This window comes from Pseudohaliea sp., from assembly GCF_054552115.1.
Genome location: NZ_JBTOLW010000036.1, coordinates 18,799 through 32,890, shown reverse-complemented (window position 1 = coordinate 32,890; position 14,092 = coordinate 18,799). Strand labels below are relative to the sequence as shown.

Below are 14,092 nucleotides of genomic sequence, written 5' to 3'. Positions count from 1 at the left end.
GGAGGATGCCCCCACAAAGCGTGTATCGGGGAGCGACTGGGGGCATCCTCCCGCAGCCGCACCGGAAACCTGCGATGAGCCTGTTTTTGGCCCTTGCCGAATTTCAGCCGGGAATAAACTGAATCACGCCGATGAGCGTGAGAAAGACCGCCACGGCGATCCACTTCCAGGCGTTGCCGCTCATTGAGACTCCGACAGGGTGACATCCAGCGTTTCCTCGTCGTCGCCGCGGCGTACGGTGACTTCGATGCGGTCGCCGACCTTGCGCTTCTCGAGGATGGACAGGTAGTCGTCGTTGCTCCGCACTGGCTCGCCGTCGATGGCGACGATGATGTCGCCAAGGACGATGTCGCCGCGGGCGCTGCGGAAGGCGCCGCGCAGGCCCGCCTCGTCGCCGGGCAGGTCCGGGTAGACGCGCACGATGGGCACGCCCTTGATACCGTAGCGGCGGATCCAGCGGTCGCTGGCGAGTTCCACACCCATGATCGGCCGCAGCATGCGGCCGTAGCTGATGAGCTGGGGCACGACATCCTTCACCGTGTTGACTGGGATGGCGAAGCCGATGCCGGCGCTCGCGCCGGAAGGGCTGTAGATCGCCGTGTTTACGCCGACGAGCTGGCCCAGGGAGTTGAGCAGCGGGCCGCTGGAATTGCCCGGGTTGATGGCGGCGTCGGTCTGGATCACGCCGCGGATACGCCGGTTGCTGGGGGCGCGGATCTCCCGGCCGAGGGCGCTGACGACGCCCGTGGTCAGCGTGGTGTCGAGGCCGAAGGGGTTGCCGATGGCGAGCACTTTGCGGCCGACAGAGAGCTCCGAGGAGTCGCCCAGGGGCAGGGTGACCAGCCCGTCCGGCGGGTCCAGGAGGCGGAGCACGGCGAGGTCCTTCTCCGGCGCGATGCCGATGACCTCGGCCGCATGCTCGCTGCGGTCCTGGAGAGTCACCGAGAGGCGCTGGGCACCGGCGATGACGTGGAAGTTGGTTACCACGAGGCCGCTTTCGTCCCAGACGAAGCCGGTGCCGGAACCCCGGGGAATCTCCTCCACGTTGAGCGTAAGGAGGTTGCGCCGCAGCGTCGTGCTGGTCACGTAGACCACCGCCGGGCTGGCGGCGTTGAAGATCTCCATGGTGTTGGCTTCGTCCTCGGTGGCGAAGCTCAGGTAGTCGACCTCCTCGCCGGCGCCGCAGCCGGAAGCGGCGAGGAGAGTGAACAGCAGCGCGAGGGCCCGGATCGCCGCCGGCACCTCAGGCACCGTCCCGGAAGCGCTCGGCAAAGGCGCGGATGCGGGCCGCGTTGGCGCCGAGGTCGCTCACCCCGACGCGGGACGCCGAGCGCAGGTCGACCAGGCTGCCGCCCTCGTCGCTGCGCACCCGGATCACCACGTCATCCTTGAAACCCATGATGGCCGTTGTGTCCACTGCCTCGATGAAGCCGGCGTTGGCGTCGCTGCGCAGGATCTCCCAGCCCAGGTCCCGGGCGATGGCCTCGGCGCGGGCAAAGGTCTTTGCATAAGGTGCGTTGCTGTAGAGCGTGTCCAGGTCCGGGTAGGCCTTTGCCTGCTGCGCCTGGACCTCGGGATCGATCGCAAGGCTGTTCGCCCCGGGGCCGCGGGCCTCGAGCACCGCCTCGAAGCGGGGCGGATCCTCACGGTCAGTGGTGATGTCGTGGATCGGCGGCACGTCCCGGGCGGCCATGGCGCTCACCAGCAGCAGGGCCCCGGGGAGCGCCGGCAGGGCGCGCAGGGCGATGGCCCCGCGGCGGCTGCCGTTGCGCGGCAGAAGGACGGCAACCGCGTACCACACCAGCACGAGGAGGCTGGCCAGGCAGGCGATGGCGTAGAGCAGCAGGCCCTGCTGCCACTGCCCGGCGCGCACGGTGAGTACGGCCAGGGCGACCAGGGTGAGGAAGGCCCAGGCCAGGTAGCCCGGCCAGCGCAGGAGCGCGGGCAGCGGCGCGGCCGGTTGAGCGGGCTGTGCGGTGCTCATGCGCCACTCCGCAGGGCGCGGATGCGGTCCTCGAGCGGCGGGTGGCTGGCCAGCAGTCGCATGATGCCCTCCTTGAAGCCCTCGCTGATGCCGAAGGCGGTGAGTTCTCCCGGCAGGTCATCCTGCTTCGGCTGTCCCGCGCGAAGCCGCTCGAGGGCGCCGACCATGGCGGGCGTGCCGGCGAGGCGGGCGCCGGCGGCATCGGCGCGGTACTCGCGCCAGCGCGAGAAACGCGCGACGATCATGCTCGCCAGGATGCCCAGCACGATCTCGGCGACGATCGTGACCAGGAAATAGCCGATACCGTAACCGCGCTCGGTCTTGAACACCACCCGGTCCACCGTGTGGCCGATGATGCGGGCGAAGAACATGACGAAGGTGTTCACCACGCCCTGGATGAGCGTCAGCGTCACCATGTCGCCGTTGGCGACGTGGCCGATCTCGTGGGCCATGACCGCGCGCACCTCGTCCTGGGGAAAGTGGCGCAGCATGCCGGCGCTCACCGCGACCAGGGCGGCGTTGCGGTTCCAGCCGGTGGCGAACGCGTTCGGCTGCTCCGAGGGGAAGATGGCGACCTCGGGCATGGCGATGCCCGCGTCCTTTGCCAGTTCGCCCACGGTGGCCACGAGCCACTGCTCGGAGTTGTTGCGGGGCTGCTCGATCACGTAGGCGCCGGTGGCGCGCTTCGCCATCCATTTCGACAGCAGCAGCGAGATGAGCGCGCCGCCCATGCCGAAGAGCCCGCAGAACACGAGCAGGGCCTGCAGATTGAGGTCGACGCCGTTGGCGGCGAGGATGCCCCGGAAGCCGAGCAGGTTGAAGATCGTACCGACCAGCACCAGCACGGCGAGGTTGGTGGCAAGGAACAGCAGGATGCGCAGGGGCATGACGGGTTTCCTCCCGAAGGGCTGCTAACGCCTGTTGGACAGCTTTACCTCTTGGACAGCCTTAGATTGGGGCTGCCGGCCGGGGTTCAAGGGGTTCAGGCAGCACTCGCCGGGGCGGGCTCCAGGGTCGGCTCACCGCGTTCACCGAGCGGGGCGGCCTCGATGCGGCCGCGCAGGTCGACGTTCTTCGCGCTCAGCTCGACGAGGGTGTTCACGGCCTCGTCGTGGTGCCGGTAGCGGGCGACCTGCCGCGCGTCGCGCCCGTCGACCCACTCCTTGCCCTTGCTCCAGTAGGCGCCCTGCTGGTTGCGAATGACGTAGACCTCCTGCTCCATGGCTCCCGCCTGTCTCCTCTCGATGGCTGTATCGGCTGGCTGGATCGCTATGCTAACGCAGCGACGGGGCTAGCGCAGCAGCAGGTCCTTTGCCTCGTTGATCTTCGCTGCCAGGTAGTCGTTGCCGCCGCGGTCCGGGTGAAGTTTCTGCATCAGGCGCCGGTGGGCGGCAACGATGTCCTCCCGGCTCGCGTCCTCGCCGAGACCGAGAACGGCCAGCGCCTCGCCGCGCGTCATGCCGCCGTAGTCGCGGGCCTCCGCTTCCGCATCACCGCCGTCGCCGGGCGCCTCGCCGGGGAAGCGCTGCTCCAGGTAGCTGTCGAGCAGCTGCACTGCCTCCGGGTCCTCTGCCGCGCACCAGCGGCGCAGCTCGCCGAGCTGCGAGCGGTCCATCTCGTCGAGGCGCCAGTCCTGCCAGGGACCGGCGAGCACCTCGCCGGAAAGCGCGCCGCTGTCGTGCTCCAGGTGCATGGCCAGGGTCCGCGTCTTTACGGTGGACTGGCCGCCGCCGGCGGGCTGTGCCCCGGCGGACTGCTGCCGCCACTGGGCGAGGAAGGGGAACAGGCGCAAGAACACCGGCAGGGCCTGCCGCGCGGCCACGAGCAGGCCGGTGAGGGCGGCGCCGACCCAGTGCATCTTCCCGGCCAGGGTCAGCAGTACCACGGCCACCACCGCGATGCCCGCCGCGATGCGCAGCATCTCGCCGCGCCGCTTGTGCGGGGGCAGCCCCTGGACCCGCCGGTAGAGCAGCCAGGCGGTGGCAAGGACGGCCAGGAGCAGGATGATTCTCGGCACGGGGACCTCAGGAAGGGAGCTTTTCGAGCAGGAGTCTAGCACCGTCCGTGGTGCTCTTCTCGAGCGCCTCGCGGCCACCGGCGGCGTAGCGGGCCACGGCGCCGAGGAGGCTGGCCAGCCGGTCGGCGCTGGCGCGGTCGAAGTCCAGGCGGGCGCCGCCGCTGAGGCGGGCGAGCTGCTCGAAGCAGGCGGTCACGGCGGGCTGCCCGCCCTCCTGGAAGAGGAACAGCGGCAGACGCTTCAGGCCGCACTCCCCGGCGAGCCCGGCGAGACTGCCGGCGCTCTCCTCCATGGCATCCCCGATGAAGACCAGCGCGCGCACGGGCCGGCGGGCGTGCTCCGCGAGCGCGTGGCGCAGCACGCGGGTGAGCTGCGTCTGCCCTGCCGCGCACTGCACGCGGCTCATCGCGCGGGCGAGGGCGCCGGCGCTGCCGGTCCAGGGCGTCGCTTCGAATTCGCCGAGGCCGCGGTAGTAGCAGAGCTGCACCGACAGGCTCGCGAGGCGCTCCGTTGCCAGGAACATTTCCCCCTGCAGCTGGCAGGCGAGGTCCCAGGTGGGCTGCCGGCTGGCGGTGGCGTCCACGGCAAAGAGCAGCCGCGGGCTGCGCTCGGCGAACGCCTGGAGGTTGCGCCGCTTGTCGAGGAAGCGGGCGATCTCGCCGCGGCTGGCGGTTTTGGCAGGGGGACGGCTCATGGGGTGATCTTAGCGCCGGGGCTCGGTGGCTCCAAGGCGGACGCAAGCGCGCTACACTTGCGCTCTCGGAGCGCCGGCCACGCTGCCGGCACAGCAACCGCGAACGACCTGCGAGGATCGCACGGAGGAGTTACCCCATGGCCAGCCTGTTTTCCATCCGCCAGAAGCATGCCCTGCCCGCGGCCGAGGAGGCCCTTCCCGGGCGCGCCGAGCCCCTGGCGGTCCCCGAGCGCCACGCGGTTCTTGCGACGCCGCTGCAGGGCCCCTTCCCGGCGCCCCTTGAGCAGGTGGTGCTGGGCATGGGCTGTTTCTGGGGCGCCGAGCGGCGCTTCTGGGAGCAGCCGGGCGTGTATAGCACCGCCGTGGGCTACGCCGGTGGGCACACGCCGAACCCGACCTATCGCGAGGTCTGCTCGGGCAAGACCGGCCACAGCGAGGTGGTACTGGTTGTCTTCGACCCCGCCGTGCTGTCCTTCGACGCAGTGCTGAAACTCTTCTGGGAGGGGCACGACCCGACCCAGGGCATGCGCCAGGGCAACGATATCGGCACCCAGTACCGCTCGGCGATCTACACGGCAGCTACGGCGCAGCAGCGGGCCGCGGAGGCTTCCCGGGATCAGTACCAGGCTGCGCTCGCCGCGGCGGGACACGGCGAGATCACCACGGAGATTACCCCGGCGGGCCCTTTCTACTACGCGGAGGAGTACCACCAGCAGTACCTGGCGAAAAACCCCGGTGGCTACTGCGGTCTCGGCGGTACCGGGGTGAGCTGTCCGGCGGGGCTCGGCGTCGCCGGGTGAGCCGGGCGCCTGTGCGGGGCTAGAAGTCCTCTTCCGCGTCCGCGAGGCTTTCCTCGGGTTCTACCAACTCCAGCTGCTCCATCAGGTGGATGGCGATGGCGACGAAGTCCGAGTCGGTGATGATGCCGACGAGGGCGCCGTCGCGCGTCACCGGCAGGCAGCCCATGCGGTGCTTCTGCAGGTGCAGCGCAGCGCCGCGCAGGCTGGCCTGCTCATTCACCGTCTGCACCGGCGAGCTCATGACCGCCGACAGCGGCACGGCCGCTTGGTCCTCGTGGTGGCTTTCCAGCGTCGAGTCGCTCGCGGCCAAGACATCGCGGTGCGAAACGAGGCCGATGATCGTGCCCTCGGTGCTCACTACCGGTATATGGCGGATGTGGTGCGCGTTCATCAGGCCGCGCGCGTCCGCCAGTGTGTCATCGGGCCCCAGGGTGTAGGGCTCGCGGGTCATTATCTCTGCAACACTCAGCATCTCGATTCCATTTCCCGTCTGATCATTATCATTGAGTTGCCTTTCCTGACAGCTTTTCCTGAGGGCCTTTCCTGAGGATCCTGTCCTGAGGGCCTTTCACGGCTGGTCGTTGCCACTGACGTTACTGCCCCGGCGGGGCAGAATCCTTGATACCGGTCAACGGTTGATCGCAATCAGGCGAGGGCCCCGGGGGCGCCCAGGCGGCCGAGCCCCGCGACCAGCGCCGTTTCCACGCGCAGGGTGCGCGGGCCCAGGGAAACGGGCGTACAGCCCGCCGCCGCCAGGAGGCCCGCCTCGAAGGTATTGAAACCGGCCTCGGGGCCGATGGCGAGGAGCAGGGGCCCGGCCGGCGAGGCGGGGCAGGGGAGAGTTGCCCCGGGGTGGGCGAGCAGGGCCCGCCGACCGGCGCAGAGCGCCGGGAGCTCGTCTTCGGCGAAGGGACGGAAACGGCGGCGCAGGGCGATGGCCGGCAGCCGGGTGTCACGGGCCTGGGCTGCACCGGCGAGGCAGTAGTCGCGCAGCATGGCACCGCCGAGCAGGTCGGACTGCCAGAAGCTCTTCTCGACGCGCTCACTGTTAATCAGCACCAGGTCGCTGACGCCGAACTCGGCCACCGCGCGCAGCAGCCGCCTGAGCATCTTCGGCCGGGGCAGGGCGAGCACGAGCACCAGCGGCAGGCGCGGCGGCGGGTCCCGCTCGAGGGTCACCGCGAGGAGGGCATCGTCCCCGTCGACCTGGAGCACCGTTCCCGTGCCCAGGCGGCCGCCGATCTCACCGACGGGCAGCACGTGGCCGGGGGAGGCCGCGAACACCTCGCGCAGGTGCCGGGCACGGTGCCCGCGAATACGTACCCGCTCGTCGCCTTCGCGTTCGGATGGGTCAAAGAGCAGGAGGTTCACGGGGCGTTCTTGCGTGTGCCGCGCGCTATCCTAGCCGACCCGGAGGTCGTAGGCGTCGGCCGCGGTGACCCGGGCCTCCACGAGGTCGCCGGGGGAGAGGTCCGTGACGCCGTCCAGGAACACCCGGCCGTCGATTTCCGGCGCATCGCCCCGGGAGCGGCCCACGGCGCCTCGCTCGTCCACCTCGTCAATGAGGACCTCGATCCACTGGCCGACCTTCGCCTGCTGCTTCGCCTCGCTGATTCCCTGCTGCACTTCCATGAAGCGGGCCCAGCGCTCTTCCTTCACCGCCTCCGGTACCGGGTCCGGCAGGTCGTTGGCGGCGGCACCGGCGACCGGTGAATACTGGAAGCAGCCGACGCGGTCGAGGCGCGCCTCGCGCAGGAAGGCCAGGAGTTCCTCGAATTCCGCCTCGGTCTCGCCGGGGAAGCCGACGATGAAGGTGCTGCGCAGCGTCAGCTCCGGGACGTCTCTGCGCCAGCGCGCGATGCGGTCGAGTACTTTCTCGGTGGCCGCGGGGCGGCGCATGCGCTTTAGCACCGCGGGGCTGCCGTGCTGGAAGGGGATATCGAGGTAGGGAAGGATACGCCCCTCCGCCATCAGTGGAATGATGTCGTCCACATGGGGGTAGGGGTAGACGTAGTGCAGCCGTACCCACACGCCCAGTTCGCCGAGCGCCGTGCACAGCGAGTGCAGGTTGCTCTTCAGCGGCCGGCCCTCCCAGAAGCCCGTGCGGTACTTGAGGTCGATACCGTAGGCGCTCGTATCCTGGGAGATCACCAGCAGCTCCCGGGCGCCGCTGCGCACGAGGCCCTCGGCCTCCGCCATGACATCGCCGATGGGCCGGCTGACCAGGTCGCCGCGCATCGACGGGATGATGCAGAAGCGGCAGCGGTGATTGCAGCCTTCGGAGATCTTCAGGTAGGCGTAGTGTCTGGGCGTCAGGCGCAGCCCGGTGCCGGGAACGAGATCGACGAAGGGGTCCCGCTCGGCAGCCGGCGGCACAAACTCGTGCACGGCGCCCACCACCTCTTCGTAGGCCGCGGGGCCGGTCACCGAGAGCACCGAGGGGTTGGCCTCGCGGATACGCTCGGCATCTTCGCCGCGGCCCATGCAGCCGGTGACGATGACCCGGCCGTTTTCCGCCACGGCCTCGCTGATGGCGTCCAGCGACTCCTGCTTGGCGCTGTCGATGAAGCCGCAGGTGTTGACCACGACGACGTCCGCGTCCTCGTAGGTCGGCACGATGTCATAGCCGTCCAGCTTCAGCTGGGTGAGGATGCGCTCCGAGTCCACCAGCGCCTTGGGGCAGCCGAGGCTGATAAAGCCGACCTTGTTGCTCATGGGCCCTCGCTCATGCGGCGTGAGTCGTGCCGGCAATCCGGCGGAAAGGGAAACGGGCTAGTATACGGCGGCCGGACGCCCCGGGGAACGGTGGGGTGTCCCCGCGCCCCATGATCTGTCAGACTGCCGGGCGAGACGACTACAATGGAGGCCGCTGGGCCATGCGTCATTTCATTTTCCTGGTTGCGGCTTGCGTCGCAGCAGTCAGTGGCTGCGCGAGCAATTCGACCGCCGATGCTGACGCGGCCGCCGCAGGCAACCAGGTCGCCGCGAGCGGCGAAAAGCCCGAGCTGATCTGCGAGCGGATCAAGACCACCGGGACGCGCTTCACCGAGAAAATCTGCATGACGGAAGAGCAGTGGGAGGCCAAGCGCCGCGCTATGCAGGAAGGGGGTTCCAACACCACCCGGGAGTGGCAGCGTCGCGGCAAGATGGCCAACGATGGCGGTAGCAATATCGGCGGCTGAGGCGCTCCTCAGAGCCGGCGCTCGGCCTGTGGCCCCTGCGTGCCGACACGTATCTCACCGCGCAACAATCCGAGCAGCGATAGCGCGTCATCCCGGTTGAGGAAATCGCCCACCGGTACCCGGTGATCCGGGCTGTAGACGGCGAGCCGGGGCCCCTCCCACGGGTGCTGCTCCGGGGTGACGGCGAGCGCCGTGCCCTGCCGGGCCAGCCGCCAGGAGCGCACCGGCCCGGTGCGCCCTTCGTCGATGCACACGTCCTGCTCGCTCACGGTGATCACCTGCCGGAACTGGAGCTTCCGGTTCACGTGGTAGAGCGCCCAGCCGAGGGCGGACAGCTCCAGGCCGGCGAAGGGAAGCACAAGCCAGGCGCCGTAGATGGCCAGGATGACCCCGACGCCCACCGACGGCACCGCGAGGGCCAGCAGCACGAGCTGGTTGGCCTGCCAGGACGACGAATGGTTGGGCCGCGCGATGATACGCAGGCCGGACGTTGAGCGCTCGCTGCTGACCACGCTTTCTCCTCTTGCTGTGGCAGAATTCTAGTCAACTTTCCGGGAAGCGCCCAGCGGTGGCGCGGGGGGCAGCAGTGCCAGCAACGCAGAAGGGCAGGGGGCAGGCACCCCTCGTCGAGCCGGCGCAGCTCACGGACAGCGACGCGGTGCTGGTCGACTGCCGTTTCGATCTCGCCCGTCCCGCGGCCGGCCGCGAAGGCTGGCTGGCCGGGCACCTCCCGGGCGCCTGCCACCTCGACCTCGACCGCGACCTTTCCGCGCCCCGGGGCGAACACGGCGGACGCCATCCGCTGCCGGCGCCGGCGACCTTCGCGGCCACCCTGGCCCGCTGCGGCATCGATCTCGCGACACCGGTGATTGCCTACGATGACAGCGGCTTCGCCTTCGCCGGCCGCCTGTGGTGGATGATGCGCGCCCTGGGCTACCGGCCGCCGGCCCTCCTCAACGGCGGCTACAGCGGCTGGCTCGCGGCCGGGGGCGAGCCGGAGGCCGGCGAGGTGGCATTGGCGCCCTGCCCGGTACCGGTCGTGGGCGACTATGCCGGCCGGCTCAGCATCGAGGACGTGCGCAGCGCGCAGGCCGCGGGCGCGACGCTGGTGGATGCGCGGTCCGCCGATCGCTACCGCGGCGAGAACGAGACCATGGACCCGGTCGCCGGGCACATCCCCGGCTCGGAGAACCGTTTCTGGGGGGCCGTTACTGACGCCGGTGGCCGTCTGCTGAGCGACGAGGCCCTCGCCGCCCACTGGGGGGAACTGCTCGGGGCGGAGCAGCTGGTGGGCTACTGCGGCTCGGGCGTCTCCGCCTGCATCAACCTCTTTACCCTGGTCCGCCTTGGCCGCAGTGACGCACAGCTCTACGCCGGCAGCTGGAGCGACTGGTGTTCCTACCTCCCGCGGGAGGATGCCCGCTAGGCTGCGTGTCGGGGGATGCCCGCCGTGGAAGGGGCGCCCTGCCCCGACATCGCCTGTCCTCAGAATGGCGGCGGGCAGTGCCGCTCGAGCCGGGCGCCACTGACCGGGTGCGGGAAGGCGAGGCGGCTCGCGTGCAGCAGCAGCCGCGGCGCCCTCGCCCGCGCGGCCGCGGGCGCGTAGAGATCACAGCCGAGAATCGGGTGGCCGATCGCCGCCAGGTGCAGGCGCAACTGGTGTGACCGCCCGGTCACCGGCGTGAGCAGCAGCCGGGTGCGGTCGTCGCCACGCGCCAGGACCCGGTAGCGGGTGAGGGCGCTGCGACCCGTTTCCGTGCAGACCTTCTGCCGCGGCCGGCGCTTCCAGTCCGGGGCGAGCGGCAGATCGATCTCGCCGGCGTCGTCCGCCACCCGGCCGTCGACCACCGCCACGTAGTCCTTCTCCACGCGCCGCTCCTGGAACAGCCGGCCGAGCCCCGACTCGGCGCGCCGGGTGAGCGCGAGCACCATGATCCCGGAGGTGTCGAGGTCCAGCCGGTGCACGATGCGGGCGCCGGGATAGTCCGCCTGCAGCCGGGTGACGAGGCAGTCCTTGTTCAGCGGGTGCTTGCCGGGTACGGAGAGGAGCAGGTCCGGCTTGCGCACGAGCAGGAGGTGCCCGTCCCGGTGCAGGATGGCGATCGGCTCCTGGCTGTGCGGTACGAGGTAGGGGGTGGCCACGGCGGCTGTCCGGCGGAAAACGAGGCGCTATGATGCCGCGATGGAACGACAGCGCAACCCGGCTCTCACTGCCCGCCTGCCGCCGGCACTCGCCGGCGCCCGCATCGAGGTGACCGCGCTGCCCGGCGCGGGCGGCCTGTCGCTCTACCTGCTGAACGCCGATTACCCCCAGTGGGAGCTCGATGGCGACGCGGTGCAGGCACTCATGGACACGCCGCTCTACTGGGTCTTCTGCTGGGCCGCGGGGCAGGTGCTGGCGAGCCGCATTCTCGCCAACCCGCAGTGGGTCGCCGGGCGGCGTGTGCTGGACTTCGGCGCCGGCTCCGGCGTGGTGGCCATCGCCGCGGCGCGCGCCGGCGCGCGGGAGGTAGTGGCCTGCGACCTGGACCCGGATGCGCTCGCGGCCTGCGAAGAGAATGCGGCGCTCAACGGCGTATCCCTCGTGCTCGCCGGCGACTTCGCGGCGGTGGAGGGCCCGGTGGACCTGGTGACGGCGGCTGATGTCCTCTACGACCGGGCCAACCTCGCCTGGCTGGACCGGCTCTGTGCACGGGCGCCGGCCGCGCTCCTCGGCGACTCGCGGGTGCGGGACTTCCGCCACGGGGCCTTCCGGCGCCTGGGAGAGTGGGAAGCCAGCACCTGGCCGGACCTCGACGAATCCCCGGCCTTTCGCCGGGTAAGTCTCTACGCGGCCGGGGAGCTTGCCTGAGGGGTCAGGCCTTGCCGAGGGCGCGCTGGTAGGCGCGGATCGTCTCTGCGAGGCCGAGGCGCAGCGCGTCGACGGTGAGCGCGTGGCCGATGGAGACCTCGAGGAGCCCGGGAATCGCCGCGCAGAAGGCCGGCAGGTTCTCGAGGTTGAGATCGTGACCGGCGTTCACGCCCAGGCCCGCGTCCCGGGCTGCCTGCGCAGCCTCGTAAAAGCGGTCGAGCACCGCGTCGACGTCCTCGCCGGTGGCATAGGCGTGTGCATAGCGCTCCGTGTAAAGCTCGATCCGGTCGGCACCGACCTCGGCTGCGAGCGCCATCTGTGACGGTTCCGGGTCCATGAACAGGCTCACACGGATGCCGAGACCCTTCAGTTCCTCGACCAGCGGCGCCAGCCGTTCGCCGTCCCTGCGCAGGTCGAAGCCATGATCCGAGGTGAGCTGCGCATCGCCGTCCGGTACCAGGGTGCACTGCGCCGGCCGCGTCTCGCGGACCAGGGGCAGAAAGCCCGGGTAGTCGTCTACGCCGGCGCGCTCGCTGCGCCGGGGGCCGGCGAAGGGGTTGCCCTCGATGTTGAACTCCACCGTCAGCATGGCAGCCAGTTCGCGGCAGTCGCTGGCGCGGATGTGGCGCTGGTCCGGCCGCGGGTGCACGGTAATGCCGTCGGCGCCGGCGTCGATGCAGAGCTGCGCGTGGCTCGGCACGTCCGGCGAGCGTGTGTCGCGCGAATTGCGGATCAGCGCGATCTTGTTGAGGTTGACGCTGAGCGCAGTCACAGGAGGGACTTCCTGCGGATCGTCTTGATGATGATGGGCTCCACGGGCACGTCCGCGTGGCCGCCCACCTGCTGCACCGGCGCGGTGGCAATGAAATCGACCACGTTCATGCCGTCGGTCACTTCGCCGAAGACCGTGTAGCCGGGCTGCCCCGGCATCCAGTCGAGGCGCAGGTTGGTGCGCTGGTTGATGAAGAACTGCGCCGTGGCCGAGTCCGGGTCCGAGGTGCGCGCCATGGCGAGGGTGCCGCGCACGTTGTGGAGCCGGTTGCGGGACTCGTTGGGGATGGGTTCCCGGGTCGGCTTTTCCGTCATGTCCGGCGTGAAGCCGCCACCCTGGATCATGAAGTTGGGGATGACCCGGTGGAAGATCGTGCCGTCGTAGAAACCGTCTTCCACGTACTGCAGGAAGTTCTCCACGGTGGCCGGTGCCTTGTCGCGGAACAGCCGCACGGTGATGTTGCCCTGGGTCGTCTCGATGACCACCTGCGGGTTGGGCAGGCTGCTTTCCGCAGCTGCTGCTGCTGCCGCCGGCAGGGCGAGGACGGCGGCGAGCAGCGGCAGGGCCAGGTGGTGAAGAAGTCGTTTCATGCTGGCGCTCCCGGGTACAGTGATCTGGCTGGCGATGGGTTCAGGCAACAGGGCTTGCTCAGGCCCAGCTGGAGCTGCTGCGCCGGCGCGGCCAGAGGCGCGGCACCACGAGCGTGATGATGACGCCGAGGAGCACGGCAAGCGCGCCGTCGAGGAAGGCGTTGCTCTGCAGCTTGTCCTTGAGCCGCTGGTTGTCCGCCTTCAGCACGTCCACCTCGGAGCGCAAGGTCTCGACGGTCTCGTTGAGCTGCCGGTTCTCCTCGTCCAGGGCGAGGGCGCGCCCGGACACCTGCCTGATATGCGCGAGCTCCTCGCTGGTCTCGGCGAGGCGGGCCTCGGTCTCCGCGAGGTTGCCGCTGGTATCGGCTTCGGCGGCCCGCACGGTCGCGAGGTTGTCCTCGAGCTCTCTCACGCGGGTCTCGAGGCGTTCGGCCCGTGCCTCGGCGGCGGGCAGTCGCACCTGGGCCGGCGGCTGGCGGGTGAGAAACTCGCTGCGCACCCAGCCCTCGCTACCGCGGTCGGTAGTGACCTCGGTCCAGGCGCCATCCTCGGCGGTGCCCTTCGGTTCCAGGGCCGCGCCCGGGTTCAGCTTGGCGACCCAGCGGTAGTTGGTCCCCGGGCCGGCGTGCAGCACGATGAAGACCTCGTCGCCGACCCAGGCGGTGTCCTGGGCAGTGGCGACCCCGCTACCTGCGAGGCAGGCGGCGCAGGCGAGGGTGGAGAGCAGGCGGGCCAGCGCGTTCACGAAACGGTCTCCTCTTGGCGGTACATCATTTGGCGGTGCATCAGTTGGCGGTGCATCAGGGTCTTGCGATCGGGCAGGCGGCAGGCTGGTCGCGGGCTGGGGCGGCGGGGCCTGGCAGTCGATCGCGCCAGCAGAGCATAGCATGGGCCGCCCTCAGGGCAGCACGGGCAGGAAAGGCTTGACGGTCACGGCGGCGAAAACGCCGGCTTCCGTGTAGGGGTCGCCGGCGGCCCAGGCCTCGGCGTCCGCCAGGCTGTCGAACTCGGCAACGATGAGGCTGCCGCTGAAGCCGGCCTCGCCGGGTTCGCGGGTATCTAGGGCCGGGTGAGGCCCGGCGAGGAGCACCCGGCCGGCGTCGACCAGCGCCTGGATACGCTTCAGGTGGGCGGGGCGCGCCGCGCGGCGCACCGCCAGCGACTCGGGCGCGTCCTCGGCGATGATGGCGTAGTACACGGTG

At 70.2% G+C, this 14,092-nt stretch carries 19 protein-coding genes; 4 read left to right on the top strand and 15 right to left on the bottom strand.

The annotated features are described in order from the left end of the window. Positions 1-180: 180 nt before the first annotated feature. From ACX93N_RS14595 to ACX93N_RS14570, 6 genes are all read right to left on the bottom strand, one after another. A complete protein-coding gene (locus tag ACX93N_RS14595; RefSeq protein WP_459429174.1) occupies positions 181-1,242 on the bottom strand; it encodes a S1C family serine protease in 1,062 nt (353 codons plus the stop codon). 1 nt (position 1,243) lies between these two features. Next, on the bottom strand, positions 1,244-1,984 hold the full coding sequence (locus tag ACX93N_RS14590; protein WP_459429173.1) for a DUF1499 domain-containing protein: 741 nt from the start codon (positions 1,982-1,984) through the stop codon (positions 1,244-1,246). Beyond that, positions 1,981-2,865, bottom strand: a complete 885-nt coding sequence (htpX, locus tag ACX93N_RS14585; RefSeq protein ID WP_459429176.1) for a protease HtpX — start codon at positions 2,863-2,865, stop codon at positions 1,981-1,983. The genes ACX93N_RS14590 and htpX overlap by 4 nt, the downstream gene beginning before the upstream one ends. Positions 2,866-2,966: 101 nt before the next feature. Continuing rightward, positions 2,967-3,206 carry a hypothetical protein gene (locus ACX93N_RS14580; protein ID WP_459429172.1) on the bottom strand — a complete coding sequence of 80 codons (240 nt, stop codon included), beginning with the start codon at positions 3,204-3,206 and terminating at the stop codon, positions 2,967-2,969. A 69-nt stretch (positions 3,207-3,275) separates the two neighbouring features. After that, positions 3,276-4,001, bottom strand: coding sequence for a J domain-containing protein (locus ACX93N_RS14575; RefSeq protein ID WP_459429171.1), 726 nt, complete (start codon positions 3,999-4,001; stop codon positions 3,276-3,278). 7 nt (positions 4,002-4,008) lie between these two features. Continuing rightward, complete coding sequence (locus tag ACX93N_RS14570; RefSeq protein WP_459429170.1) at positions 4,009-4,695, bottom strand: hypothetical protein; 687 nt, start codon at positions 4,693-4,695, stop codon at positions 4,009-4,011. A gap of 137 nt (positions 4,696-4,832) precedes the next feature. Here ACX93N_RS14570 and msrA point away from each other — a divergent pair, with 137 nt between their 5' ends. Then, positions 4,833-5,495, top strand: coding sequence for a peptide-methionine (S)-S-oxide reductase MsrA (gene msrA, locus ACX93N_RS14565; RefSeq protein ID WP_459429169.1), 663 nt, complete (start codon positions 4,833-4,835; stop codon positions 5,493-5,495). Positions 5,496-5,514: 19 nt separating this feature from the next. Here the strand turns inward: msrA and ACX93N_RS14560 are convergent, their stop codons facing one another. From ACX93N_RS14560 to rimO, 3 genes are all read right to left on the bottom strand, one after another. After that, positions 5,515-5,967: a CBS domain-containing protein gene (locus ACX93N_RS14560; protein ID WP_459429168.1), complete on the bottom strand. Its 453-nt coding sequence runs from the start codon at positions 5,965-5,967 to the stop codon at positions 5,515-5,517. 173 nt (positions 5,968-6,140) lie between these two features. Next, entirely contained in the window at positions 6,141-6,866 is a 726-nt protein-coding gene (locus ACX93N_RS14555) for a 16S rRNA (uracil(1498)-N(3))-methyltransferase (RefSeq protein WP_459429167.1), read from the bottom strand. Between the two features lie 30 nt (positions 6,867-6,896). Next, positions 6,897-8,210 carry a 30S ribosomal protein S12 methylthiotransferase RimO gene (gene rimO / locus ACX93N_RS14550; RefSeq protein WP_459429166.1) on the bottom strand — a complete coding sequence of 438 codons (1,314 nt, stop codon included), beginning with the start codon at positions 8,208-8,210 and terminating at the stop codon, positions 6,897-6,899. A 161-nt stretch (positions 8,211-8,371) separates the two neighbouring features. Here rimO and ACX93N_RS14545 point away from each other — a divergent pair, with 161 nt between their 5' ends. Beyond that, the gene (locus tag ACX93N_RS14545; protein WP_459429165.1) at positions 8,372-8,677 is read left to right on the top strand and encodes a hypothetical protein; all 306 of its coding nucleotides are present in this window, start codon (positions 8,372-8,374) and stop codon (positions 8,675-8,677) included. A gap of 8 nt (positions 8,678-8,685) precedes the next feature. On the opposite strand, the gene ACX93N_RS14540 is transcribed toward ACX93N_RS14545, so the two are convergent. Next, on the bottom strand, positions 8,686-9,189 hold the full coding sequence (locus ACX93N_RS14540) for a DUF2244 domain-containing protein (RefSeq protein WP_459429164.1): 504 nt from the start codon (positions 9,187-9,189) through the stop codon (positions 8,686-8,688). A 74-nt stretch (positions 9,190-9,263) separates the two neighbouring features. Between ACX93N_RS14540 and ACX93N_RS14535 the strand changes: the two genes are divergently transcribed. After that, complete coding sequence (locus ACX93N_RS14535) at positions 9,264-10,103, top strand: sulfurtransferase (protein WP_459429163.1); 840 nt, start codon at positions 9,264-9,266, stop codon at positions 10,101-10,103. 59 nt (positions 10,104-10,162) lie between these two features. Here the strand turns inward: ACX93N_RS14535 and ACX93N_RS14530 are convergent, their stop codons facing one another. Beyond that, positions 10,163-10,819 (bottom strand): RluA family pseudouridine synthase, encoded by a 657-nt coding sequence (locus ACX93N_RS14530; protein ID WP_459429162.1) that lies wholly within the window; start codon positions 10,817-10,819, stop codon positions 10,163-10,165. A gap of 40 nt (positions 10,820-10,859) precedes the next feature. Here ACX93N_RS14530 and ACX93N_RS14525 point away from each other — a divergent pair, with 40 nt between their 5' ends. After that, positions 10,860-11,528 (top strand): class I SAM-dependent methyltransferase, encoded by a 669-nt coding sequence (locus ACX93N_RS14525; RefSeq protein WP_459429161.1) that lies wholly within the window; start codon positions 10,860-10,862, stop codon positions 11,526-11,528. A 4-nt stretch (positions 11,529-11,532) separates the two neighbouring features. Here the strand turns inward: ACX93N_RS14525 and ACX93N_RS14520 are convergent, their stop codons facing one another. From ACX93N_RS14520 to ACX93N_RS14505, 4 genes are all read right to left on the bottom strand, one after another. Further along, positions 11,533-12,300, bottom strand: coding sequence for a pyridoxine 5'-phosphate synthase (locus tag ACX93N_RS14520; RefSeq protein WP_459429160.1), 768 nt, complete (start codon positions 12,298-12,300; stop codon positions 11,533-11,535). After that, positions 12,297-12,890, bottom strand: a complete 594-nt coding sequence (locus ACX93N_RS14515; protein ID WP_459429159.1) for a peptidylprolyl isomerase — start codon at positions 12,888-12,890, stop codon at positions 12,297-12,299. Before ACX93N_RS14515 ends, ACX93N_RS14520 begins: the two co-directional genes overlap by 4 nt. A gap of 58 nt (positions 12,891-12,948) precedes the next feature. Then, entirely contained in the window at positions 12,949-13,635 is a 687-nt protein-coding gene (locus ACX93N_RS14510) for a TIGR04211 family SH3 domain-containing protein (protein ID WP_459429158.1), read from the bottom strand. Positions 13,636-13,788: 153 nt separating this feature from the next. Further along, complete coding sequence (locus ACX93N_RS14505; RefSeq protein WP_459429157.1) at positions 13,789-14,088, bottom strand: YciI family protein; 300 nt, start codon at positions 14,086-14,088, stop codon at positions 13,789-13,791. Positions 14,089-14,092 lie beyond the last annotated feature (4 nt).